19 protein-coding genes and 1 pseudogene are annotated in these 22,868 nt (G+C 74.1%); 9 read left to right on the top strand and 11 right to left on the bottom strand.

Annotation, left to right across the window (positions count from 1 at the left end; genetic code table 11):
* Positions 1-78: 78 nt before the first annotated feature.
* Both BS83_RS28960 and BS83_RS28955 read left to right on the top strand, forming a co-directional pair.
* Positions 79-771, top strand: a complete 693-nt coding sequence (locus tag BS83_RS28960) for a TetR family transcriptional regulator (protein ID WP_051944230.1) — start codon at positions 79-81, stop codon at positions 769-771.
* The gene (locus tag BS83_RS28955; RefSeq protein ID WP_051944228.1) at positions 768-2,474 is read left to right on the top strand and encodes an acyl-CoA dehydrogenase family protein; all 1,707 of its coding nucleotides are present in this window, start codon (positions 768-770) and stop codon (positions 2,472-2,474) included. Before BS83_RS28960 ends, BS83_RS28955 begins: the two co-directional genes overlap by 4 nt.
* A gap of 42 nt (positions 2,475-2,516) precedes the next feature.
* Here BS83_RS28955 and BS83_RS28950 read toward each other — a convergent pair whose 3' ends face one another.
* Positions 2,517-3,293: a peptidylprolyl isomerase gene (locus BS83_RS28950; RefSeq protein WP_232248516.1), complete on the bottom strand. Its 777-nt coding sequence runs from the start codon at positions 3,291-3,293 to the stop codon at positions 2,517-2,519.
* Between the two features lie 131 nt (positions 3,294-3,424).
* On the opposite strand from BS83_RS28950, the gene BS83_RS28945 reads away from it, so the two are divergent.
* Together BS83_RS28945 and BS83_RS48990 are read left to right on the top strand one after the other, a co-directional pair.
* Positions 3,425-3,730 (top strand): hypothetical protein, encoded by a 306-nt coding sequence (locus tag BS83_RS28945; protein WP_051944226.1) that lies wholly within the window; start codon positions 3,425-3,427, stop codon positions 3,728-3,730.
* A gap of 212 nt (positions 3,731-3,942) precedes the next feature.
* A pseudogene (locus tag BS83_RS48990) lies at positions 3,943-4,692 on the top strand (PAS domain-containing protein); the annotation flags it as partial.
* Here the strand turns inward: BS83_RS48990 and BS83_RS46710 are convergent.
* Positions 4,662-4,910, bottom strand: coding sequence for a hypothetical protein (locus tag BS83_RS46710; RefSeq protein ID WP_037606422.1), 249 nt, complete (start codon positions 4,908-4,910; stop codon positions 4,662-4,664). The pseudogene BS83_RS48990 and the gene BS83_RS46710 sit on opposite strands and share 31 nt — an antisense overlap.
* Before the next feature lie 734 nt (positions 4,911-5,644).
* On the opposite strand from BS83_RS46710, the gene BS83_RS28930 reads away from it, so the two are divergent.
* Together BS83_RS28930 and BS83_RS28925 are read left to right on the top strand one after the other, a co-directional pair.
* Entirely contained in the window at positions 5,645-7,726 is a 2,082-nt protein-coding gene (locus BS83_RS28930; protein ID WP_084714266.1) for a SpoIIE family protein phosphatase, read from the top strand.
* 152 nt (positions 7,727-7,878) lie between these two features.
* Positions 7,879-8,955, top strand: coding sequence for a lysylphosphatidylglycerol synthase transmembrane domain-containing protein (locus BS83_RS28925; protein ID WP_037606420.1), 1,077 nt, complete (start codon positions 7,879-7,881; stop codon positions 8,953-8,955).
* Positions 8,956-8,961: 6 nt separating this feature from the next.
* Here BS83_RS28925 and BS83_RS28920 read toward each other — a convergent pair whose 3' ends face one another.
* The 5 genes from BS83_RS28920 to BS83_RS28900 form a co-directional block, all read right to left on the bottom strand.
* A complete protein-coding gene (locus BS83_RS28920; protein WP_198035323.1) occupies positions 8,962-10,647 on the bottom strand; it encodes an MFS transporter in 1,686 nt (561 codons plus the stop codon).
* A gap of 97 nt (positions 10,648-10,744) precedes the next feature.
* On the bottom strand, positions 10,745-12,169 hold the full coding sequence (locus tag BS83_RS28915; RefSeq protein ID WP_037606419.1) for a putative hexosyltransferase: 1,425 nt from the start codon (positions 12,167-12,169) through the stop codon (positions 10,745-10,747).
* A 267-nt stretch (positions 12,170-12,436) separates the two neighbouring features.
* Positions 12,437-12,805, bottom strand: a complete 369-nt coding sequence (locus BS83_RS28910) for a YbjQ family protein (RefSeq protein ID WP_037610063.1) — start codon at positions 12,803-12,805, stop codon at positions 12,437-12,439.
* An 88-nt stretch (positions 12,806-12,893) separates the two neighbouring features.
* Positions 12,894-13,721, bottom strand: a complete 828-nt coding sequence (locus tag BS83_RS28905) for a methyltransferase domain-containing protein (protein ID WP_037606418.1) — start codon at positions 13,719-13,721, stop codon at positions 12,894-12,896.
* A gap of 18 nt (positions 13,722-13,739) precedes the next feature.
* Complete coding sequence (locus BS83_RS28900) at positions 13,740-14,525, bottom strand: GntR family transcriptional regulator (protein WP_232248515.1); 786 nt, start codon at positions 14,523-14,525, stop codon at positions 13,740-13,742.
* A gap of 240 nt (positions 14,526-14,765) precedes the next feature.
* On the opposite strand from BS83_RS28900, the gene BS83_RS42305 reads away from it, so the two are divergent.
* Together BS83_RS42305 and asnB are read left to right on the top strand one after the other, a co-directional pair.
* A complete protein-coding gene (locus BS83_RS42305) occupies positions 14,766-17,189 on the top strand; it encodes an alkaline phosphatase family protein (RefSeq protein ID WP_051944221.1) in 2,424 nt (807 codons plus the stop codon).
* A gap of 274 nt (positions 17,190-17,463) precedes the next feature.
* The gene (asnB, locus tag BS83_RS28885) at positions 17,464-19,317 is read left to right on the top strand and encodes an asparagine synthase (glutamine-hydrolyzing) (RefSeq protein WP_037606417.1); all 1,854 of its coding nucleotides are present in this window, start codon (positions 17,464-17,466) and stop codon (positions 19,315-19,317) included.
* Positions 19,318-19,342: 25 nt separating this feature from the next.
* On the opposite strand, the gene BS83_RS42300 is transcribed toward asnB, so the two are convergent.
* The 4 genes from BS83_RS42300 to BS83_RS28860 all read right to left on the bottom strand — a co-directional run bounded on the left by BS83_RS42300 (position 19,343) and on the right by BS83_RS28860 (position 22,025).
* Positions 19,343-20,089 carry a hypothetical protein gene (locus BS83_RS42300; RefSeq protein ID WP_051944219.1) on the bottom strand — a complete coding sequence of 249 codons (747 nt, stop codon included), beginning with the start codon at positions 20,087-20,089 and terminating at the stop codon, positions 19,343-19,345.
* The gene (locus BS83_RS28870) at positions 20,086-20,643 is read right to left on the bottom strand and encodes a SigE family RNA polymerase sigma factor (RefSeq protein ID WP_232248514.1); all 558 of its coding nucleotides are present in this window, start codon (positions 20,641-20,643) and stop codon (positions 20,086-20,088) included. Before BS83_RS28870 ends, BS83_RS42300 begins: the two co-directional genes overlap by 4 nt.
* A gap of 2 nt (positions 20,644-20,645) precedes the next feature.
* Positions 20,646-21,338, bottom strand: a complete 693-nt coding sequence (locus BS83_RS28865) for a hypothetical protein (protein ID WP_037606414.1) — start codon at positions 21,336-21,338, stop codon at positions 20,646-20,648.
* A 105-nt stretch (positions 21,339-21,443) separates the two neighbouring features.
* Positions 21,444-22,025 carry a TetR/AcrR family transcriptional regulator gene (locus tag BS83_RS28860; RefSeq protein WP_232248513.1) on the bottom strand — a complete coding sequence of 194 codons (582 nt, stop codon included), beginning with the start codon at positions 22,023-22,025 and terminating at the stop codon, positions 21,444-21,446.
* Between the two features lie 139 nt (positions 22,026-22,164).
* On the opposite strand from BS83_RS28860, the gene BS83_RS28855 reads away from it, so the two are divergent.
* Positions 22,165-22,827 (top strand): NAD(P)H-binding protein, encoded by a 663-nt coding sequence (locus BS83_RS28855; RefSeq protein WP_037606412.1) that lies wholly within the window; start codon positions 22,165-22,167, stop codon positions 22,825-22,827.
* Positions 22,828-22,868 lie beyond the last annotated feature (41 nt).

Genomic DNA, 22,868 nt, shown 5'->3' with positions numbered 1-22,868 from the left:
CTGTTCCTGGGGCGCGGGCTCGGGAGGGCGGGCGTGGTGGGGCTGTCGCAAAGAACTGAATGATGGTTCACTTCTTTCATGGCCTACCGACAGACCCCCGCCGTCCGCCGCCGTCTGGACGCCGCCCGCGACCGCCTGGTCGCGGAGGCGACCGACGTCGTGGCGGAGCTCGGCTGGGCGGGCGCATCGGTCGGAGCGGTCGCTGCTGCGGCCGGGATCGCGGCGGGCTCGGTGTACCAGCACTTCCCCTCCAAGGCGGCACTGGCGGTCGAGGTGTTCCGCCGCGCCTCGGGGCGCGAGGTCGAGGTGATCGGGGCGGTGCTGCGCGAGGGCGGCGGGGATCCGGTGGACCGCCTGGCCCGCGGCGTCGCCGTCTTCGCCCGGCGCGCGATGGAGCGCCGCGGTCTCGCCTACGCCCTCCTCGCCGCCCCGGCCGACCCGGCGGTCGGCGCGGAGCGGCTGGAGTTCCGCCGCCGCTACCGCGCGCTCTTCGCCGAGGTCATCGCGGAGGGTGTCGCCGCCGGACTGCTCCCCGACCAGAACCCGGAGATCACGGCGGCGGCGCTGACCGGCGCGATCGGCGAGGTGCTGGTCGACCCCCTGGGGGACCCACTCGCCGCCCACGACGACGGCTCCGCGGACGCGCTGGTCGCCGAGCTGACCGCCATGTCCCTGCGCTGCGCCGGCGCCGCGCCCGCCCCGTCCGACACCGCCCCGTCCGACACCGCCACGTCCGACACCGCCACGTCCACTCCACGGAGGCCACGATGACCGCCGATCTGTCCGAGCCGACCGACCCGCAGCTCTCGAGCGAACCGACAGCGGTCACCCACCGGGTCACGAACCAGGCTCCGCCGCTGGTGGGCCACGACGTCGCCGCCGACCCGGTGCTGCTGGAGGGCCTGCACCGCGAGGGGGCCGGCTGGTACGAGGCCGATCTGCACCGGGTCGGGCTGCTCGCCGGAAGCGAGGAGGTCCAGCGCTGGGCCGACCAGGCCAACCGCCACGAGCCCGAGCTGCGCACCCACGACCGCTACGGGAACCGCGTCGACGAGGTCGACTTCCACCCCGCCTACCACGCGCTGATGGACGTCGCCGTGCGCGAGGGCCTGGCCGGAGCGCCGTGGGCCGACGAACGTCCCGGCGCGCACGTGGCGCGCGCGGCCGGCTTCATGACCTGGAGCAGCACCGAGGCCGGCCACGGCTGCCCGATCTCGATGACCTACGCCGTCGTCCCCGCCCTGCGCGCCGAGCCCGCCCTGGCCGCGCAGTACGAGCCGCTGCTGACCGGTCGCGTCTACGACCCCGGTCTGCGCGCCCCGCTCGGCAAGCGCGGGCTGCTGGCCGGAATGGGCATGACCGAGAAGCAGGGCGGCACGGACGTCCGCGCCAACACCACGACGGCCGTCGAGCGGCCCGACGGCAGCTGGCGGCTGCGCGGGCACAAGTGGTTCACCAGCGCGCCGATGAACGACCTCTTCCTGGTGCTGGCCCAGGCTCCCGGCGGGCTCTCCTGCTTCCTGGTGCCGCGGGTGCTGCCGGACGGCAGCCGCAACACCTTCCGGATCCAGCGGCTCAAGGACAAGCTGGGCAACCGCTCGAACGCGAGCAGCGAGCCGGAGTTCGACGACACCGTCGCCTGGCTGGTCGGCCCGCAGGGGCAGGGCGTGCGGACCATCATCGGCATGGTCGCGGCGACCCGCCTGGACTGCATCCTCGGCTCCGCGTCCGGCACCCGTGCCGCGCTGGCCCAGGCCGACCACCATGTGCGGCACCGCTCGGTCTTCGGCCGGCGGCTGATCGACCAGCCGCTGATGCGCGCCGTCGTCGCCGACCTGTCGGTCGAGTCCGAGGCGGCGACCACCCTCGCGCTGCGGCTGGCCGGGGCCACCGACCGCGCCCAGCGCGGTGACGTGGCGGAGCGCGCCTTCCTGCGGCTGGCCACGGCCGTGGGCAAGTACTGGGTCTGCAAGCGGCAGCCGGTCGCCGTGGCCGAGGCCCTCGAATGCCTGGGCGGCAACGGCTACGACGAGGCCTCCGGCCTGCCCCGGCTCTATCGCGACGCCCCGCTCAACGGCATCTGGGAGGGTTCGGGCAATGTCCAGGCGCTCGACGTGCTGCGCGCGCTGTCCCGCGAGCCGGAGGCGCTGCACGCCTACGCCGCCGAGATCGACGCGGCCAAGGGCGCCGACGCGGTGCTCGACTCCGCCTGGGCCGGGCTTCGCGAGGAGCTCGCCGCCCTCGCCGCGCTTCCGCCCGCGGAGGCGCCGCAGGGCGACGCGCGCCGCCTGACCGAGCGGATGGCGCTGGTGCTCCAGGCCTCGCTGCTGGTCCGGCACGCCCCTGCGGCCGTCGCCGACGCCTTCTGCGTCTCCCGTCTCGCCCCCGGCCGCGGGCTCGCCTTCGGCACACTGCCGGTCGGGTCCGCCGGCCTGGACGCGCTGCTGCGCCGCACCCCGGCGGGGTTGGGCTGAACCCCTGGTCCCCGCCGGGCCGCGGCCGGCTCTCACCCGGCGTCAGTTCCGGCTGACGGCCGCGTGCCGGATGTCCACCGGAAGGGTCGGGAAGCCGTCGCCAGGACCGTTCTGGTCGTCCTCACCGGCGGCGGCGATCTTGAGGAGCACGTCCATGCCGCCGGTGACCCGGCCGAAGGGGGTGTAGGCGGGGGAGAGCTTGGTGTCCTTCCAGACGAAGAAGAACTGGCTGCCGTTGGTGTTCGGGCCGGCGTTGGCCATGGCGACCGTCCCGGCCGGGTAGGTGGCGCCGGTGAGGTTCTCGTCGTTGAAGGAGTAGCCGGGCGCGCCGCTGCCGGTGCCGGTGGGGTCGCCGCACTGGAGCACGTAGATCCGCTGGGTCGTCAGGCGGTGGCAGTGGGTGCGGTCGTAGAAGCCGTGCTGGACCAGGAAGCGGAAGGAGAAGGTCGTGCAGGGCGCCTGCGCGGTGAGCGCCTGGAAGCTGATCTCGCCCTGGCTGGTGTGCAGCCTGGCGGTGTAGGGCTCGGCCGCCTTCTTCGCGTCGAAGACCGGGATGCCCTTGAAGCGGTCCGCAGGGACGGAGGCGACGAAGCCGCAGGGGTTGTCCGCGGTCGCGGCCGCCCGCGCGGCGGCGGCGTGGGGGCCGGGGCGAGGCTCTGCGCGGCCGCGTGGGTGTCGGAGTCGGCCGCGGCGACGGTGGTCAGGCCGAGGGACAGCGCCGAAGCGACGGCGAGCGGGAGCCAGTGCCGACGGCTGGGCTTCGAGCGGGGCATGCGGGGGACCTCCGGGGCAGGGTGGCGCTGACGAGGTTGCTGCCATGACCTGGTTGTCATGACCCCACAGCTCTTCCCCGCTCCCTCCTCCGTTACTCGCGTCACGCCCCGCGCGCGTACCGTGGAGTTGTCCGCCGGATACCTGACCTCGTTCGATCCCCGGGAAGGCGGTGCACGATGAGTCTGCTCCAGCGACACAAGAAGCCCCCCGTGCGGCCCCGCGCCGACGACGTCGTCGACTCCGAGGGCGGCAGCTTCCACCGCGCGCCCACCCAGGTCTTCGTCGACGTCGCTCCCTTCGCGGCCGACAGCCGGTACCGCCTGGTCCGGCTGGGCGGCGGCAGTGTCGAGCCGCTGGCCAGGGAGGAGTTCGTCCCCCGCGTCCACCAGGTCTTCCCCGGTCTCGACCTGGACGACGCCGAGCTGGTCCACTGGGCCGACCGGCCCTGGGAGTGGCCGACCTGGCACCCCGGAGCGGCCTGACCGCCGGACCGGGACCCGCCCGGCCCACCTGTCCCGGCCCGCGTCGCGCCGTGGGCCGGGAGTCGGCTTGCCCCGGGGGCGGGCCTCCCGTTCGCCGGTACTCCGCGAGCGCCGGGCGGGAGACGTGGGAAAATCGATGGGAAGGAGCGATCCTCCAGCTGGTGGTTCCCCATTGGCGGTCTCGGCGCGCGTCTCCTGGCGGTTACCTGGTCATGCGATCCCATCAGCAGGGCAGCAGCGGCGGTCCCGGCGGCCCCGAAGCCGGGCTCGGCGCGGCGGGCGGCGAGGTGCTGCGTCCCGGCAGCCTGCTGACGATTCCGATAGCGACCGCGCTGATCAATGACGACGGAACGATTCTGCACTGGAGCTCCGACGCCGAGGTGCTGCTCGGCTACAGCCCCGCCGAGGCCGTGGGCAGCTTCGCGGCCGACCTGCTGACCACCCAGGAGAACCGGCCTGGCGTGGTCTCGCTCTTCGAGTCGATCCTCGCGGGCGACGACTGGTCCGGCGTCTTCCCCGTCCGCCACCGCGACGGCCATCTGGTCAACCTGGAGTTCCGCACCCATCCGCTGACCGGGCCGACCGGTCACCCACTGGTCCTCGCCGTCGCCTCCGACGTCCGCTCGCTGCGCCGGCTGGAGTCGAACCTGGCCGTCCTGGACAGCTTCTTCACCCAGTCGCCGATCGGCATGGCCGTCTACGACGCGGACCTGCGCTTCGTCCGCCTCAACGAGGCCCTCGCGGCCACCAACGGCTTCACCGTCTCCGAACACCTGGGCCGCAGGATCACCGACCTGCTGCCGGGCATCAACGGCGCCGAGATCGAGGCCGTCATGCGCGGCGTCCTGGAGAGCGGCAGACCCGTCGTCGACGCGCGTTCCCAAGGCGTCACCCCGGGCGACCCGGGGCACGAGCGCGCCTGGTCCGCCTCCTACTTCCGGCTCCAGGAGCCGAGCGGCCGGGTGCTCGGCGTCAGCTCGACCATCGTGGACGTGACCGCCCGCTTCCACGCCGAGCGCCGGGCCGCGCGCACCCGCGAGCGGCTGCGGGTGCTCTTCGACGCCAATGCCAGGATCGGCACCACGCTCGACCTGGAGCGGACCACGCGCGAGCTGGTCGACGCGATGGTGCCGCGGGTGGCGGACCTGGCCGCCGTCTTCGTCAGGGAACGGCTGGTCACCGAGGACGAGACCTCCGAGCCCGAAGAACGGCCGGAGGCGGAGGGCGCCGCGGCCTGGACCGGCGAGGTGCGCCTGCGCCGCCTCGCCGTGGCCCCTCCCGCTCGGAGGCCCCGACCGCTCCCGACGCCATCGGCGTCCCCGCCGACTCCGCCTACGCCAACGCGATGGCCGTCGGACGCACCGTCACCCTCCCCGCCGACCACAGGGACGCGCTGCTGGCGACGCTGCTGGGCGCGACGCCCGCCGAGGCCTCGGCCCCGGGACCGGTGCGGATCACTCCGCTCGTCGCCCGGGGCACCGTGCTCGGCATGGTCGTCTACCTGCGCAGGAACGACCGGGAGGCCTTCGACTACGAGGACGCCACCCTCGGCGACGAGCTGGCCGCCCGTGCCGCCGTCGCCATCGACAACGCCAGGCTCTACCTGCGCGAGCACCAGACCCTGCTGGCGCGCCAGCAGGCGCTGCAGCAGGCCAACGCGACCCGCAGGCGGCTGGCCCTGGTCAACGAGGCGTCCACGCGCATCGGCACCACGCTCGACCTGCAGCGCACCGCGCTGGAACTGGCCCAGGTCGCCACCCAGGGGCTCGCCGACGCCGTCGTGGTCGAGGTGCTGGAGGAGCTGGTCCACGGCAACGGTACCGAGGGCGCCGACCCGGCCGCCGCCCGCGCGGGCCCGCCGACCGCTCCGCCCACCTGCGCAGACTCGCCTTCCACACCGTCGAGGGCGCGGGCATGGAACCGCTCGCCCCGGTCGGCAGCGTGCACCGCTTCCACCCCGCCACCCCCTTCGCCTGGTGCCTGGCCCATCGCCGTCCCGTGCTGGTGCCCGATCTCGACGACCGCGCGCTGCATTGGTTCGACGCGGAGCCCGAGCGGGAGCACGCGGTCCGGCGGGACGGGGTGCACACCTTCATGATCGTCCCCCTGATCGCCCGAGGGGCCGCGCTCGGCGTCGCCTGCTTCTACCGGACCGTCACCGACCGCCCCTACGACCAGGAGGACCTCGCCCTGGCCGGTGAGCTCACCGCCCGCGCCTCCGTCTCCATCGACAACGCCAGACTCTTCACCCGGGAGCGGGCCGCCGTGGTCTCCCGCGAACAGGCCCTGGTCGAGGCGCGCGCAGCCCAGGCCAGGCTGGCACTGCTCAACGACGCGAGCTCCCGCATCGGCACCACCCTCGACCTGCAGCGCACCGCCGAGGAACTGGTGGAACTGGTCGTGCCGCGCTTCGCCGACTTCGTCACCGTCGACCTGCTCGACTCCGTGGTCCAGGACGGCTTCGTCGAGCACGACCAGCCCATGATGCCCGAGGACGGGCGGGTGCTGATGCGCGCCGTCGCCGTCGGCGAGGCCGACGGCACCAGGATGGTCAGCGCGGCCGACCAGGTCGGCGAGGTTTCCTCCTCGGCCGCCATCTACGCCGAGAGCCTGCGCACCGGCCGCTCCATCCTCTTCCCCGAGGTGGACGAGGACGTCCTGCACCGGATCACCGCCCACCCCGACCGGGTCGAACCGGCCCTGCGCGCGGGCGTCCACTCGTACCTGATGGTCCCGCTGCTGGCGCGCGGCTCGGTGCTGGGCGGCGCCGAGTTCATCCGGATGAGCAACCCCGTCCCCTTCACCCAGGCCGACGTGGCCCTGGCCGAGGAGCTCAGCGCCCGCGCCGCCGTCTGCATCGACAACGCCAGGCTCTACCGCCGGGAGCGCAACAACGCGCTGATGCTCCAGCACAGCCTGCTGCCGCAGGAGGTGCGCACCACCCCCGGCCTGGACATCGCCTACCGCTACCTGCCCGCCAGCGTGATCAGCGAGGTGGGCGGCGACTGGTTCGACGTGATCCCCCTCTCCTGCGGCCGGGTCGCGCTCGTGGTCGGCGACGTGATGGGCCACGGGATGCGGGCGGCCGCGAGCATGGGCCAACTGCGCACCGCGGCCCGCACCCTGATCAGCATGGACCTCTCGCCGGACCGGGTGCTGCGGCGACTGGACGAGACCGCGTCGGCCATGGGCGACGGCCAGTTCGCCACCTGCGTCTGCGCGGTGTTCGACCCGGTCGACGGCAGCGCGACCCTCGCCTGCGCCGGCCATCTGCCGCCGGTGCTGGTCGACCCGGACGGCACGCCCCGGCTGCTCGACCTGCCGACCGGCGCGCCGCTCGGCGTGGGCGGCGTGCCCTTCCAGAACGTCGAGCTCACCCTGCCGGGCGACGCGGTCCTTTGCCTGTACACCGACGGTCTGGTCGAGCGCCGCGGACGCGACCTGGACGTCGGCCTGGAACTGCTCCGCAGGACCGTCGCGGAGCAGCGCGACACCCTGGAGGAGCGCTGCGACCTGGTCCTCGAGGCGCTGGCCGCCCACAGCAGCGAGGACGACATCGCCGTCATCATGGCGCGGGTGCTGCGCCGGCTGCCGGACTGGATCGCCGTCCTGCCGCTCTCCGGCGAGCCCGAGGTCGTCGGCGAGGCCCGTCGTTTCGTCCGCGAGACGCTGGACTCCTGGGAGCTGGGGGGCCTGCGGGACGCGACCGAACTGCTGGTCAGCGAGCTGGTCAGCAACGCCCTGCTGCACGCGGACAAGCCCACCCAGCTGCGGCTGATCCGCGACCGCGTCCTCAGCGTCACCGTCGCGGACACCGACAGCCAGGCCCCCCGGCTGCGCCACGCCAAGGCCGACGACGAGGGCGGCCGCGGCATGCACCTGGTCAACGAGCTCTCCCACCGCTGGGGCAGCCGAGCCACCCCGGACGGCAAGGCCGTCTGGTTCGAACTGGAGCTCCCGGCCGGCGTCCCGAGCCCTGGACCCGGCGCGCCGTGACCTCCGGCGGTCGGTGATCGATGCTCCGTTCGAATGAACAGCCGGGTGGGCCCGCGTGGCAGCGGGTGCCGGGCCGATGAATCGGGCATCGTCCCTGTGCCAGCACCGACGACTGCCACCCCAACCGGAGCCGATCCGCCGAGGCGGTGCCGATGGTCGCTCTCAGCCCCAGACCCCCCTGGCGGCTCGCCGCAGTGGCGGCGCTGTCGCTGACCCTGCCCGTGGTCCTCGCCGCGGTCTGCGTTCCCGGGCTGCGCCAGGGCCTCGGCGGGCTCGCGCATCTGTCCTGGAACGGCCTGCTCCTGGTGCCCGCGGCGCAGGCCGTGTCGCTGGTCGAGGCGGCGCAGTGCCGTCGCGCGCTGCTGGAGGTCGGGGGCGCGCCGGTCCGGCTGCGCACCGCGCTCGGCGTCGCCTACGTGGGCACGGCGGTCGCCGGGAGCGTCCCCGTCGTCGGCGCGGGGGTCGGCGCCGCCTGCTGCTACCGGCGGCTGACCCGTCGCGGTCTCGACGCCGCCGTGGCGGGCTGGGCGCTGACCATGTACGCGGTTCTCTCCTCGCTGGCCTTCGCCCTGGTCATGACGGTCGGCGCGGCGCTGTCCCGGCGCACCGACGCGATCCTGGCCGGACTCACCGGGGCGGCGGTCAACGCACTGCCCATGCTGGCGCTGCTCGGCGCCGTGCGGCGTCCCGGCGTCCGCCGCCTGCTCGACCGGGCCCTCGCCGCGGTCCGCGTGCCCCGACGTTCCGCCCCGGCGTCGGACTCGCCGGGGCCGGCGCGCGGCTGCGCGGCGACCCTCGCCCGGCTGGCGGCCCTGCGCGCCACCCCGGCGCGGCAGCTGCGCGCGTTCACGCACGCCGTCTGCGCCTGTGCGGCCGACTGCCTCTGCCTGGCCCTCGCCCTCGTCGTGGCCGGCGGTTCGGCCTCCTGGCAGACGCTTCCGCTCGCCTACTGCCTGGCCAGGACCGCCGGCAGTCTCGGTCTGACCCCCGGCGGCGTCGGCATCGTCGAGACCACCCTCGCCGCGACCCTGGTCGTCGGCGGCACGCCGCTGGACGCGGTCCTGCCCGGGGTCCTGCTGTGGCGGGTCGTCAGCTTCTGGCAGGTGGTGGTGGTCGGCTACGCCCTGCTCGGCCTCGACGCCCGCGCCGGCAGGGCCGCCCGCGCCGCGCCCGCGCCGACGGCCGCCCCCGAAGGCCCGGCCGCGCCCGCCCTGGACCAGGCGGGCTGACCGGGACTACCTGGGGCCGGAGGCCTCGCCCACGCTCGGACACGGGGTGGCCGGCGAACGGGCGTAGCTGGTGCCTATGCGCACCGTGCCCGGCGCGTTGACGGTCAGCGCGGTCCACGAGCCGCTGGGGGCGAGGCAGCCCTCCGCGGGGCCGAGCACCGACAGCCAGGGCGACCACGCTATCCGTACCAGAGCCGTCCCGGCCGAGGAGAAGTGCAGGGTGAGGCTGGCCTGCCCGGCCTCGATCACGTCGGCGGGCGCCTGGGCCAGCGGCAGGGCGTCCGCAACCCGGAACACCTTCCAGTGCTTGTCGCTCCACACCGGCCGCAGCCAGGGCTGGCCGTGGGCGACGATACGGCTCTCCGCGACCGAGGCGTAGTCGATGTCCGTGTCCGGCAGCACCACGTAGCCGACGGCCCAGTCCCGCAGCCAGGCGTGGTACTCGTCCGCGGCCATGGTGTTCTGGTAGAAGAGCGGGTCGCGGGCCAGGTCGGCCTGGCGGTTCCAGCCGCGCGCGAGCTCCACGGTGGCGGGCAGGCTGGAGGCCTCGACGTGCGACTGCGAGCCGACGATCTCCACCCGGCCGCGTTGCGCGCCCAGCTTCACCAGCTCGTCGGCGAGCGGCTTGGCGTACTGCGTCCAGCCCGCGGCGGGCGCCGACACGGCCGTGTCCAGGACCAGCTGCACCCCCTGCCAGCAGAGCGCCGCCGCGAACACCAGCCACAGGGCCCGGGCCCGGCGCCCCGAGCCGGCCTGCGCGGCGGCGAGCAGCAGCGCCGCGGCGAAGAGCAGCCCGAGCCGCTCGACGTTGCTGCCTATGGGCGACGGGATCAGCGCGGTCAGCAGGTTGCCGACGGCGTACGTCCACGCGCCGATGCGGACCGCGCGCCACGATCTCGGCGTCAGCAGGGCCAGCGGCAGCGTCGTGCCCAGCACCATGGTGATCTGGATCAGGATGTACGGCTGCACGCCGTAGAACGGGAACATCAGGGCCGTGGTCCCCACCACCAGGACCGGTCCAGCGGCCAGCAGGGAGGCGGCCGTCCGTCTGCCGGTGAGGAACAGCGCCGGGGCCACCGCCAGCAGGAACAGGCCGTCCACCGGGCTGGCCAGCGTCGCCAGCACGCCGAGCAGGCCGGCCACCAGAGGTCTGTGCCGGGGCGGCCCGTCCGTCTCGAGCGCGGTCAGCACGGCCGCCAGCGCCAGCAGCGTGCCCACGGCGAAGGTGATCCGTCCTGACGCGGTGTTGAATGCCAGTCCCACCGCGCCGCAGAGCGCCGGCGGCAGCGGCCGGGAGATGCCGGAGCGGATCAGCACCCGCGCGAACAGCGCCGCGGCGAGCGTGCCGGCGATCACCCCGGTCGCCCGCACCCCCGCGAAGGCCATCAGGTACGGGGTGAGCACGCTGTAGGAGACCGGGGACATGCCGCCGTACCAGGCCAGGTCGTAGGCCGAGCCGGGGTGGGCGGCCGCGAACTGCGCCCAGGCGTACTGCGCGGCCATGTCCCCGCCGTTGGTGGCCAGCCACAGCGCCCACGCCAGCTGGAGCGCGGCCGCGAGCGCGGCGGGCGTCAGGACCGGATGCCGGGAGCAGGCGGACAGCAGACGTCGTGTCCGCGTGCGACGGGTCCCCCCGCGGGGCGACGGGGCCCCGCCGGCGGCGGTCGGCACGGGCAGCAGCTCTTGGATCATCGACCTTGCATTCGGTTCCGGTCGCCGGTCGCCGTCGTTGCAGCGCCGCGGGCAGAGGTGGACGTGGTGGCGGAGCGTCAGACCTTCGGCGGCCGGGTCACCATGCCCAGCCCCGGCCGTTGGTGTTGTGCATCAGCGCGAGAAAGGCGGTGGCCGCCAGCAGCAGGCCCAGCAGTCGGCTCCGGGGGAGCAGCGACGCGCAGGCCCAGCTGACGGCGGAGTACCACGGCATGGTCCACGGCGCGGCCAGCATCCAGGCCAGCGTCAGCAGCAGGGGCACCGCGACCACCTGGGGCGCCGCTCGCGGAAGCCTGCCGCGCAGCGCCCAGGCGAGCCCGAGGGTCACCACGGGCCAGGCGACCGCGGTGACCGCCTGGGTCGTGGCCGCGCCCACCAGGGGGTTGCCGAGGTCCTGGAAGAACAGCCACAGCGACGGCACGGACACCAGGCCGGACGCCGCGTGCAGCGGAGCCAGGGCGTGCAGCCCGTAGCAGGCGTAGAGGAGGGCCAGGGTGGCCAGACCGGTGGCGCCCTGACGCAGCGCCGGGCCCCAGGCGCGCCGCGTCAGCAGCACCACGGTCAACCCCGCGGCGACCAGCCCGGCGCTCACCTTGATCCCGCAGGCGAGGCCGATCAGGACGCCCGCGGCGACGTCCCAGCGCCACGCGCCCGCCCGGCGCGCGCACACCACGGCGGCGACGGACAGCCCGGCCACGAAGGTGTCCAGATGGCCCCCGGCGACCAGTACGCCGATCAACAGCGGATTGGCCGCCCACAGGACGGCGGCCCTGCGGCCGTCCCCGGCCACCCGGATCAGCAGCAACCCGGTGGCGAGGAAGGCCGCTCCGTTGGCCAGCATCAGCAGCCAGACGGTCAGCCAGGGCCGGTCGCCGCTGAGCGATCCGGCCGCCTCCTGGAGCCAGGTGGCCACCGGGCCGTACACCGAGGGCGTGTGCAGCCAGCTGGGACTGACCAGCGGGGCGTACCCGCCGCCCAGGTCCGCCGGGGTCGCGCGGTACGGGTCCGCGCCCAGGGCGGCCAGCCGTCCGTAGGCGGCGTAGCTCGCGACGTCGCCGGAGCCGGTGGGGGTCAGCGAGGTGCACATCAGCACCGCGCCGACGCCGGCTGCGAACAGCTGCCGGACGCCGGGGCGCCAGCCCCGGCGCAGGGCGGTCAGCATGCCGACGAGCCCGAGTGCCTGCGCCGCTATCGCCGCGGATATCACCCGCGTCGATACGGCCGGCGACATGGCGGGCAGCACGGAGAGCGGGAGCCGCACCGGCAGGGTGTGGTCGTTCGGCGCGGAGGCGGCGACCAGTGCCATCAGCAGCACGCCCAGCAGGGCGAGCGGAACGGCGACCGCGGGTCTGCCCAGCGCGCCCGCGACGCTGCCCGCCCAGCGCTCCGCGTGGCGGCGGAAGAGCGGTGCGGACGGTGCGGGCGGTGTGCCGACGGCGAGCGGAACCTGTTCGGCGGTCCGGTCCCGGACGTGCTCAGGGGCGGCGGGGCCAGGGGCCGTCACAGGGTTCCTTTCCGTGGTGCGCGCGGATCAGCGCGCTGGCCCGTCGGCGGACATGCCTGGCCAAGGCTGCAATCTAGTGCTCGACCCTGAGTGGCAAGTGACTTTCGGTTATGACATCGACGTGAATGTAGACGTTGGGTGCCCGGAGAGTCCAGGTTCCTCGGCCACCGGAAGCGATGGGCGGGGAACGAGTGGGACAAGCGACGCAAAGGGGCCGGCAGGCGGTGGGTTCGCCACCGTCCGCCGGCCCCTTCGGGTCGATCCGGATCAGCCCAGGGGGCTGATCACCGCTGCCGTTCCGTAGGCGCAGATCTCGGTGCCGTTGCCGCCCGCCTCGGTCACGTCGAAGCGCATCATCAGGACGGCGTTGCCGCCGCGGGCGCGGGCCTGCTCGACGAGCCGGTCCATGGCCTGGTTGCGGCTCTCGACCAGGGTCTTGGTCAGGCCGCGCAGCTCACCGCCGGCGAGGGACTTCAGCCCGGCGCCGATCTGGCTGCCGATGTTGCGGGACCGGACGGTGAGGCCGAAGACCTCGCCGATGATGCGGTCCACCCGGTAGCCGGGGACGTCGTTGGTGGTGACCACCAGGACATCGGGGGTGTGCTGGCCGCCGCCGTACTCGTCGATGTTCGCCATGCTGCGCATTCTTCCCCATGCGCACCGAAACGGGCAGATGCGACGTGGCCCGCACGTCCCGCTCCTGGCGGCCGGTCAGCTCGGCAGGTCAGCTCGGCCGGTGGGCGGCGACGGCGAACATGGTCACCGACAGGTGGAAGGCGTTCTGCTCGGCGGCGGCCTCGAGGTCGGCGTAGAGCCGGTCGCGCTGCTCCTCGGTGATCAGGCCCCGCCCGACCGCCGCCGCCCCGATGCCGCGGACGATCGGCCGGCTGACGCTGCGCGCGTCGTGCAGCAGCACGTCGCAACCGTGGGCGTCGACCGCCAGGCCCGCTCCGGTCAGCCAGCCGGCCAGGCGGCGTCCGGCGTCCGGAGTGGCGGCGGTGCCCTGGGTGACCGCGGCCAGGGCGGGCCGGATCTCCGGTGCGGCGGGATGCAGCACGAAGGTCGCCCAGTCGGTGTCCAGCAGGACGATCCGGCCGCCCGGGCGCAGGACCCTGGCCATCTCGGCGACGGCGCGGTCCGGCTCGGTCAGGTGCTGCAGCACCCGCTCGCACCAGACCAGGTCCACGTCGGCGTCGGGCAGCGGCAGGGCGCGCGCGTCGCCGTCCAGGAACCGGGCCCGGCTGCCCTCGTCGGCCGCGCGCTGCTCGGCGACCGCCCGCAGACCGGCGTGGGGTTCGAGGCCGACGGCCGTGCCGTCCGCTCCGTCCGCGCCGACCGCCGCCGCGAGCACCTGGGTCTCCGAGCCGGTGCCCGCACCGACGTCCAGCGCCCGCTCCCCGGGCCGCGCCGCGAGGCTCGCGTGCGCCCAGGCCCGGAGTCTGCGCACCCCGTGGTTGGCGGCCTGGACGTCCAGCGCCGCGATCAGCCGGTCGGTGACCGAGGGGTCGGTGTTGGCCGCGTGGAAGGCCGAGGTGGGACGCGGGGCCGTCATGCGCCCACTATAGGCGGGTCAGGGCTCCAGACCCGGGGTGAGCCGGGCGGTGAAGCTGAAGCGGTCGCCGCGGAAGAGGGAGCGGACGCACTCGAAAGGACGGCCGTCCGGGTCGCGGGAGACGCGGTTGATCAGCAGCATCGGCAGCGCCGGTGCGGTGCCGATCAGCTGTACCTCGCGGGGGGAGGCGAGCACGGTCTCGATCCGCTCGTCGGCCTCGGCGAACACCACGCCCGCCGCGCGCAGGAAGCCGTAGAGCGAGTCGGCCGGATCGAAGGAGGTGGCCAGGGCGGGAAAGCGCGCCAGCGGGAGGTAGGTGCTCTCCAGGCCGATGCGCTCGTCGTCCGCGAGCAGCAGACGTTCCAGGTGCACGAGGGTGGAGCCGGCCGGGATCTCCAGCAGTTCGGCGTGGATCGGCTCCGCCGGCACGCGCTCCAGGGTCACCAGCTCGCGTCCGGGCCGCCGGCCCTGGCGGCGCACCCCCTCGGTGTAGCTGGCCAGGATCAGCGGCTGGACGAACTTCGGGCCCGCCACCACGGTGGAGCGGCCCCGGCGCTGGACCCTGCCCTCCAGCCGCAGTTCCTTGATGGCCTGCCTGACCGTCATCCGGGAGACGCCGAACCGGGTCGCGAGCTCTCGCTCGGTGGGCACCACCGCGCCCTCGTCCAGTGCGTCGAGCACCGCGCCGACCTTGGTCTTCACCTGGAAGTACTTCGGCGGCTCACCGTGCTCGGGCAGGCCCTCCCTGGCGGGCCGCAGCGTGGTGGGCGCCGGGGCGTCGCGGGGGTCCTGACGTGTGCTCACGCGGCCGAGCCTAGTCGACCACGCCCCCTCAGACGCGGGCCGGGGGCGGCGCCGACAGCGGTGGGGGCCGGCCCGGGCGCCGGCGGCGGCCGTACGCCCACTCGTCGTCCGACCGTCAACTCCTGGTTCCGCTCCATCCTCTCTCCGCCGCCATCCTCGTCCCCGTGATTGGGCTAGCCCAATTGCGGAGAGCATCTGCTCGTCCCTGTCCCGGCTCTCGGTCTCCGCGGAGGAAATCGGATGTACAGCAAGCTCGGAACGCTCACACCCTGGACGGCGCGCACGGTCGCGGCCGTGCTGCTCGGCGCGGGCCTGTCGGTTCCGGTCGCCGCGAGCCCCGCGGCCGCCGCGTCCGGCGTGAACCTGCTGCTCAACCCCGGGGCGGAGACCTCGCAGTGCAGCACCGGCGGCTGGGAGGAGACCACCCTTCCCGGCTGGCAGATCACCTCCGGCGACCCGGTCGTCAACTGCTACGGGGTCCCGACCGGCGCGGCGACCACCACCCCCGGCTCGCCCACCAAGGGCACCGCCTACTTCCAGGGCGGCTCCCGCGGCAGCTCGGAGATGACCCAGACCACCGACGTGTCCGGCGCGGCCGCCGCCATCGACGGCGGCGGCGTGCACTCGACGCTCTCGGGCTGGCTCGGCGGCATCGGGAGCTACGACGACGCCGCGGCCGTCACCCTCACCTACCGCAACGCGAGCGGCGGTTCGCTCGGCACCTCGAAGATCGGCCCGGTGCTCGCCGCCGACCGCTCCTCCACCACCGAGTTCCTGCAGCGCAGCGCGACCGCCACGGTCCCCGCCGGCACCCGCTCCATCGTGACCACGGTGGACTTCACCATGACCGGCACCCAGAACGACGGCATGGCCGACGACCTGTCGCTCTCCCTCGACACCGGCCTGGCCGCCCCCACGCTCTCCGTCCCGGCCTCCACCGTCCCCGGCTTCGACCACGTCTTCCTCGTGATGATGGAGAACAACAACCTCTCCGCGACGTCCAACACCGTCGACGGCGGCGCGGGCATCATCGGCAACAGCGCCGCGCCGTACATCAACAACACCCTGGTCCCGATGGGGTCGCTGCTGACGAACTACCACGCCAACACGCACAACTCCGACCCCAACTACGAGGCCATCGCCTTCGGCAGCTCCTACGGCCGCAGCGCGCACAGCACCCCCGGCTCGAACTGCATCACCGACCCGGCCTGCACCGCGACCAACAACGGGCTCGGCGACAACCTCGACGCCGTGGGCAAGAGCTGGAAGGAGTACGTCCAGTCGCAGACCAGCAACTGCCAGACCACCAGCAGCGGCAACTACGAGAACGACGACGCGCCCTTCTACTACGCGGCGAGGATGAAGAACGACAACGCCTACTGCCAGGCCCACTGGCAGCCGCTGCCGCAGCTGCTCACCACCGACCTGGCCTCCGCCGCCACCACCCCCGCCTTCGTCTGGGCCGACGCCGACTCCTGCGACGACATGGAGGGCTGCGGCATCGCCGCCGGTGACACCTGGCTCTCGCAGACCCTGCCCACGCTGTTCGCCTCCCCGGCCTGGACCCAGCAGAGGTCCCTGCTGATCGTCACCACCGACGAGGACGGCGCGAACTCGCCCGGCGGCTTCGGTCCCGGCCAGACCAACCAGGTGATGACCCTGGCCATCGGCTCGCAGGGCACCGTCAAGGCGGGCTACCAGGACGCCAACCGCTACGACCACTACAGCACCGCCCGCGTGATCGAGGGTGCCCTCGGCCTGACCTCGACCATGACCAACAACGACAAGTGGGCCACGCCCTACAACGAGGTCTTCACCAACACCGCGACCGGAGACCAGGTCTCCGTCGCCAACCCCGGCGCGCAGACCGCGACGGTCGGCACCCCGGTCTCCCTGCAGCTGACCGGCACCGACTCCGACTCCACCCAGACCCTCGGCTGGACCGCCGCCGGTCTGCCCGCCGGACTGTCCGTCAGCCCCGGCGGCCTGATCAGCGGCACGCCCACCACGGCCGGCACCGCGAACGTGACCGTCACCGCGACCGACGCCACCGGCGCCGCGGGCAGCGCCTCCTTCACTCTGACCGTCGGCAACTCGGCCTCCGCGTACCCGGTCCCGATCGTCAACCCCGGTGCGGAGACCGGCTCCTGCCAGACCACCGAGGGAACCGGCACCCCGGCCCAGGGCTGGACCCTGACCAGCTCGCCGCAGCAGGTCTGCTACGGCGCGAGCGGCGGCTTCCCGACGGCGGCGCAGGGCCCGACCGCACCGGCCGTCCCCGGCAAGGCCTTCTTCGACGGGGGCGACAGCGCGTCGGCCTCGATGACCCAGACGGTCGGCGTCACCGCGCAGTCCGCGCAGATCGCCGCCGGCAACCTGCCCTACACCCTGTCGGCCTGGCTCGGCGGCTACTCCTCGCAGGGCGACAGCGCCGGCCTGGTGGCGACCTTCCTCAACGCCGCGGGGACCTCCCTCGGCACCGCCACGCTCGCCCCGGTGACCGCCGCGCAGCGCGGCAACGCGACCGGGCTGCTCTACCGGTCGGTCACCGGAACCGTGCCGGTCGGCACCGCCTCGGTGAAGTTCACCGTCAGCTTCACCCGCTCCGCGGGCACCGGCGACGACGGCTACGCCGACGACATCGCGATGACCCTCGGCAGCTGACCCTGTCTCAGGTCCCGTCCCGGCTCCCGCCCTCGGGCGGGGGCGGGAACCGGCCAATGAGCGGACGCGGCAGCAACGGGCCGTCGACACCGCGGTGCCGCGCGAACATGTCGGCCGGGAGTGGGGGATCTCCCAACTCCCTTGTGCAGCTGGCCAGATCGGATCGATTCGGCTGACGCACCGTTGATTCGCGCAAGAACCGCTCCTAGCGTCGTCTCGTCGGCGGCCGCACGGGGCGACGCAGCCGACCCTCGAAGAAGGGCCACGCAGCCGCATGTGCGGGATCACGGGATGGGTCTCGTTCGACCGGGACCTCAGCAACGAACACGCCACCCTCAGTGCCATGACCGAGACCATGCTCTGCCGGGGGCCGGACGGCGAGGGCGTCTGGCTCGACCGGCACGTGGGCCTTGGGCACCGCAGGCTCGCCGTCATCGACCTCGAGGGCGGCAGGCAGCCCATGACGGTGGAGCGGGACGGCCGGACCCTGGTGGCCGTCACCTACAGCGGAGAGATCTACAACTACCGTGAGCTGCGCGCCGATCTGGCCGCCCGCGGACACGTCTTCCGCACCCTCAGCGACACCGAGGTCGCCCTGCACGCCTACCTGGAGTGGGGCGAGGACTTCACCGCGCACCTCAACGGCATGTACGCGTTCGCGCTGTGGGACCCCCGGCGCGAGGAACTGCTGCTGGTCCGCGACCGGATGGGCATCAAGCCGCTCTACTACCACCGCACCCCGGACGGAGTGATCTTCGGCTCCGAGCCCAAGGCCGTCCTGGCCCACCCCGAGGTCAGGGCGGCGGTCGACCTCGAAGGCTTCGCGGAACTCCTCGCCTTCGTCAAGACGCCCGGCCACGCCGTCTACCGGGGCATGCGCGAACTCCGGCCCGGTCACACGCTGCGCGTCGGACGGCAGGGGGCGACCGAGCGCCGCTACTGGGCGCTGGAGGCGCACGAGCACACCGACGACACGGACACCACCGTCGCCCACGTCCGCGAACTACTCGACGACATCGTGGCCCGCCAGCTCGTCGCGGACGTGCCGCTGTGCACCCTGCTCTCCGGCGGCCTGGACTCTTCCGTCATCACCGCGCTGGCCGCGAAGCGCCTGGCCGGGACGGGGGAGGGGCCGGTGCGCTCCTTCGCCGTGGACTTCGTCGGGCAGACGGAGAACTTCCGGCCGGACTCGCTGCGCGGCACACCCGACGGCCCGTTCGCACAGGCCCTGGCCGACCACGTCGGCTCGCGGCACGAGGTCGTGCTGCTGGACTCCGACGACCTGATGGAGCGCGCCAACCGCGACGCCGTCGTGGTCGCCCGCGACCTGCCGTTCAGCCTCGGCGAGGGCGACACCTCGCTCTACCTGCTCTTCAGAAAGATCCGCGAGCACTCCACGGTCGCCATCTCCGGTGAGGCCGCCGACGAGGTCTTCGGCGGCTACAGCTGGTTCCACGATCCGAAGGCGGTCAACAGCGGCACCTTCCCCTGGCTCTTCGCCATCGAGCAGGGCTTCGCCGCGCAGGGCAGCGGACTGGCGCCCAACGCGCTGCTGACGCCCGGTCTGCTGGCCAAGCTGGACCTGCCCGGCTACCAGGAGGCCCGCTACCACGAGGCCCTCGCCGAGGTACCCCGCCTGGCCGGCGAGACCGGTACGGAGCGGCGCATGCGTGGGGTCGGCTACCTGCACCTGACCCGGTTCGTGCAGATCCTGCTCGACCGCAAGGACCGCGCCTCCATGGCGACCGGCCTGGAGGTGCGGGTGCCGTTCTGCGACCACCGCCTGGTGCAGTACGTGTTCAACACGCCCTGGGCGCTGAAGACCTTCGACGGCAGGGAGAAGTCGCTGCTCCGTGCCGCCTGCAGGGACGTCCTGCCGGACAGCGTCGCCCGACGGGTCAAGAGCCCCTACCCCTCCACCCAGGACCCCCGCTATGCCGAGACGCTCCGCTCCGACCTGCGCGACCTGCTGGGCGATCCGAACGCCGCCGTGCGCGACCTCCTCGACCTTCCCGCCCTGGCCGAGACGGTCGCCTCGGCCCCCGGCTCGGACATCCGCAACGCGGGCGAGATCGTCCTGGCCATGGACGCCTGGCTGCGCCGCTACCGGGTCACGCTCGACCTCTGACCCACCGCTGGCCCGCCGCACGCCGTCAGCGCCAGTCGGTCTCGCGGTGCACCAGGCTGCCGTGGGAGTCGTACCCGTCGACGACGGCGATCACCTGGCCGGCGCCGATCGGGACGGCCAGGCCCCTGAGCGGGGTGCCCGGCATCGGCCTGGCCGCGGCGCGGGCGGTCGTGCCGTCGGAGAAGGTGAGCACGACGGAGGCGACGTCGTCGGCGCCGTAGCTGACGAACAGGCGCAGCGGTGTGCCGTCGGCGACGAAGACCGCCTCCCTGCGGCCGCCGTCCGGGCGGTCGCAGTCCGGGTGCGGGCCCGCCCTCCGGTCGACCCGCACGCCGCCGATCACCATGTCGAGGCAGAGCTCCCCGTCGGCCGACCCGGCCGTCGGCCCGGGGAACTCCGCCCGAACGGACCAGGCCGTCCCGTCCAGCACGCCCGAGCCCAGCAGGATGGTCGACGGCCTGGACGGCCTCGACGGCGAGGCGGCGGCGGTCCGCAGTGGGGAAGGACCGCTCGGCCCCTTCGCGGCGTGCAGCACCGGCAGCGCCGCGCAGGCGGCGGCGACGCAGGCGGCGACGGCTGTCGCCGCGCGCAGCCGGGTACGGCGGGCGGCGCGGGCGCGCCCGGCCCGGACCAGCTCGGCGATCGGCGGGGCCGACGGCGGCAGCCCGCGGACCTCTCGCTCCAGCAGCCGGTGCACGGCCTCGGCCTCGGCTTCGGCCTCGGCCCGCTCAGGCTCCGCGCCGGGCGGTTCGGAGGACTGATGGTTCGTCATGATCGGGCTCCCGGGCCGGACAGTGCGTACTCGCTCAGTGCGGGGTGCTCCCGCAGTTTGGCCAGGGCACGCGACGCCTGGCTCTTCACCGTGCCGACGGAGCAGCCCAGGATGTCGGCGACCTCCTCGGCGGACAGATCCTCCCAGTACCGCAGCACGACCACCGCCCGCTGCCGCTCGGGGAGTTCGGCCAGGACCGCCATCAGCAGGCCCCGCTCGCCGTCGGCCGGTCCACCACCGCCCTGCGCGACCGGGGCCGGCCGCTCCGGCACCAGGGGCACCAGCAGCTGGGCCACCCGCCGCCGTCGGTGGCGGCTGCGGTTGTTGTTGACCAGCGACCGGCGCAGATAGGCGTCGACGGTCCCCCGGTCGAGCCGTCGCCACTGCGGGTACACCTTGGTCAGCGTCGCCTGCACCAGATCCTCCGCCTCGTGGAAGTCTCCGGTGAGCAGGTACGCGGTTCGCACCAGGGCCGCCCAGCGGGCGGCGACGAACGCGCTGAAGTCGCGCTCGCCACCGCCCGCGGGAACGTCGGCGCCCGCGCCGATCCGCACGCTCAGTGCCAGTCGGTCTGGTGGGTCAGCCGGTGCCCGTGGGCGTCGAAGGTGTCGACGCTGCGGATGTACTGGCCCTTGCCGATCGGAACGGCGTACCCGGAGAACCCGGTACCGGGCACGTGCGCGGAGGACGCCCGGTAGGTCCGGCCGTTGGTGAAGGTCACCACGGCGTAGGCGGTGCTGTCGCTGTTCTCGGCGACGAACAGCCGGGTGCCGCTGGTGCCCTTGGCGGTGAAGCCGAACAGTCCCTCGTCGCCGAGCGCCTGCCGGGGGCCGGTCACCGGCGAGCAGTCGGCCCACGGGCCGCCCTGGTGGTCGATCCGGACACCGCCGAGGTACATCCGCTCGCAGAGCAGGCCGGTGAACGTCGGCGTCTTCACGCCGGGCGGGAAGGTCGGGACGGTGTAGCCCTTCGGCAGCGTGCGGTAGTACTCCAGCGCGACCGACCAGGCGACGCCGCCGACGCGGCCCTCGCCGAGCCGCACCCGCTCGGCCCCGCTCGTGGCGGCACTGTCGGCGGCGCTCTGCACGGCGGTGCTCCGGGCGGTGTTCCTTACCGCGGCGTCGTGGGCGGCGGCAGGGGCGTGGTGCGGCGTCGGCGCGGCGGAGGCGATGCCGGACAGCGCGACCCCCGCGACGGCGGCGGCGACGGTGGCGACGGCCGCGACGGCCTTGATCCGTGTCGTGGACACAGGTCTCCTCGGATGACGGTGAACGAACGAGGGGACCGGCTGTCCCCTCCGACCCTCACTACTCCGGGCACGCACCGGGAGGTTGCACGGGTTCCGCACGGATCGTCAGAGAACCGTCCGGCGCGCCAGATGCGGTGCGAGGACCGCGTCCAGGGCCTCGCGGCGGCGTGCCGCGAAGGTGCCCCTGCGGTCGATGGCCCAGAGCAGGCCCGCGCCCGCGACCGCCGCCTGCACGGTCGCGGCCAGCGTCGCGACCTCCGTCTCCGGCCGCAGACCGCCGGACGCGACGGCGTCGTCGACGAGCGCGCGGACGGCCCGGTCCTGCACCTGGTGGAAAGCCAGCGCGAGGGCGCGGAACTCCTCGTCGCCGAGATCGGCGCAGAGGAAGGCGAGATGGTTGGCGTACTCCTCCGGCGTGGTCACCGCGCCCATGGTGTCCGCCACGAGCGCGGCCAGCGCGTCCAGCGGCGTGTCGTGCGCCGCCCGGATCTCCGCACAGCCCCGCTCCGAGGCGCGCAGGGAGGCCTCGGACAGTGCCAGCAGGAGACCCCGCTTGGAGCCGAAGCGCTGCACCAGCGTGCCCGGCACCAGGCCGACCTCGGCCGCGATCAGAGCCAGCGTCAGCCTGGCCGGTCCGGTGCGGCCCATCACCCGGACCGCGGCCGCAAGGATCGCCGAGTCGTCCACGCTCCTCGGCCGACCTGCCATGGGACCGCGCCCGCCCTCCGTGAGACCTGCACCGGCGATAAGTGAACCGCTGTTCATTTATCCAAACACGCCCGCCCGGCGCACGGCAAACGCGCGGAGGAGGGGTTAGCGTGCGGACATGCGCATCGTCATCGCAGGCGGCCACGGCCAGATCGCCCTCCACCTCGCCCGCGAGCTGGCCCGCCGCGGCGACCTCGCGATCGGCCTGATCCGCGACCCCACCCAGGCCGCCGACCTGCGCGCGGCCGGAGCCGAGGCGGTCGTCCTCGACCTGGAGCGCTCCGACGTCGCCGCCGTCGCGACCGCGCTGCGCGAGCACGCCGCCGACGCCGCGGTCTTCGCGGCGGGCGCCGGGCCGGGCAGCACGGCGGAGCGCAAGTACACGGTCGACCGCGACGGCTCCGTCCTGCTCGCCGGGGCGGCGGAGGCGGCCGGAGTGCGGCGCTTCGTGCAGATCTCGACCATGGGCGCGGGCAGCCCGCCGGCTCCCGGCACCGACGAGGTCTGGGCCGCCTACGTCGACGCCAAGACCCAGGCGGAGGACGACCTTCGCGGCCGCGCCCTGGACTGGACCGTGCTGCGTCCCGGCCGGCTCCTGGACACCCCGGCCACCGGCCGGGTCACCCTCACCGACCCGCCGCTCGCCTCCGGCGGCGTCCCGCGCGCCGACGTCGCGACCGTCCTGGCCGAACTCCTCGCCACCGGCGCGGCGGCGGGCCGCACCCTGGAACTGGTCGGCGGCCCGACCCCGGTGGCGGAAGCGGTCCGCGCGTTGGGCTGAGCGCGGCCGCTGTCGGTGGCATCTGGTAGGACTGGGGGAGC

The sequence above is a fragment of the Streptacidiphilus rugosus AM-16 genome, from assembly GCF_000744655.1.
In the GTDB taxonomy this organism is placed as follows: domain Bacteria; phylum Actinomycetota; class Actinomycetes; order Streptomycetales; family Streptomycetaceae; genus Streptacidiphilus; species Streptacidiphilus rugosus.
This window is presented reverse-complemented; position numbering and strand designations above follow the sequence as displayed.

Bases quoted from the DNA above. Each gene is read 5' to 3' on its own strand.
- BS83_RS28955 (WP_051944228.1), top strand. From the start codon at position 768: ATGACCGCCGATCTGTCCGAGCCGACCGACCCGCAGCTCTCGAGCGAA.
- BS83_RS28910 (WP_037610063.1), bottom strand. From the start codon at position 12,805: ATGGCGAACATCGACGAGTACGGCGGCGGCCAGCACACCCCCGATGTC.
- BS83_RS42300 (WP_051944219.1), bottom strand. From the start codon at position 20,089: ATGACGAACCATCAGTCCTCCGAACCGCCCGGCGCGGAGCCTGAGCGG.
- BS83_RS42305 (WP_051944221.1), top strand. From the start codon at position 14,766: ATGTACAGCAAGCTCGGAACGCTCACACCCTGGACGGCGCGCACGGTC.
- asnB (WP_037606417.1), top strand. From the start codon at position 17,464: ATGTGCGGGATCACGGGATGGGTCTCGTTCGACCGGGACCTCAGCAAC.
- BS83_RS28950 (WP_232248516.1), bottom strand. From the start codon at position 3,293: ATGGCAGCAACCTCGTCAGCGCCACCCTGCCCCGGAGGTCCCCCGCAT.
- BS83_RS28855 (WP_037606412.1), top strand. From the start codon at position 22,165: ATGCGCATCGTCATCGCAGGCGGCCACGGCCAGATCGCCCTCCACCTC.
- BS83_RS28925 (WP_037606420.1), top strand. From the start codon at position 7,879: ATGGTCGCTCTCAGCCCCAGACCCCCCTGGCGGCTCGCCGCAGTGGCG.
- BS83_RS28920 (WP_198035323.1), bottom strand. From the start codon at position 10,647: ATGATCCAAGAGCTGCTGCCCGTGCCGACCGCCGCCGGCGGGGCCCCG.
- BS83_RS28960 (WP_051944230.1), top strand. From the start codon at position 79: ATGGCCTACCGACAGACCCCCGCCGTCCGCCGCCGTCTGGACGCCGCC.
- BS83_RS28930 (WP_084714266.1), top strand. From the start codon at position 5,645: ATGGAACCGCTCGCCCCGGTCGGCAGCGTGCACCGCTTCCACCCCGCC.
- BS83_RS28905 (WP_037606418.1), bottom strand. From the start codon at position 13,721: ATGACGGCCCCGCGTCCCACCTCGGCCTTCCACGCGGCCAACACCGAC.
- BS83_RS28945 (WP_051944226.1), top strand. From the start codon at position 3,425: ATGAGTCTGCTCCAGCGACACAAGAAGCCCCCCGTGCGGCCCCGCGCC.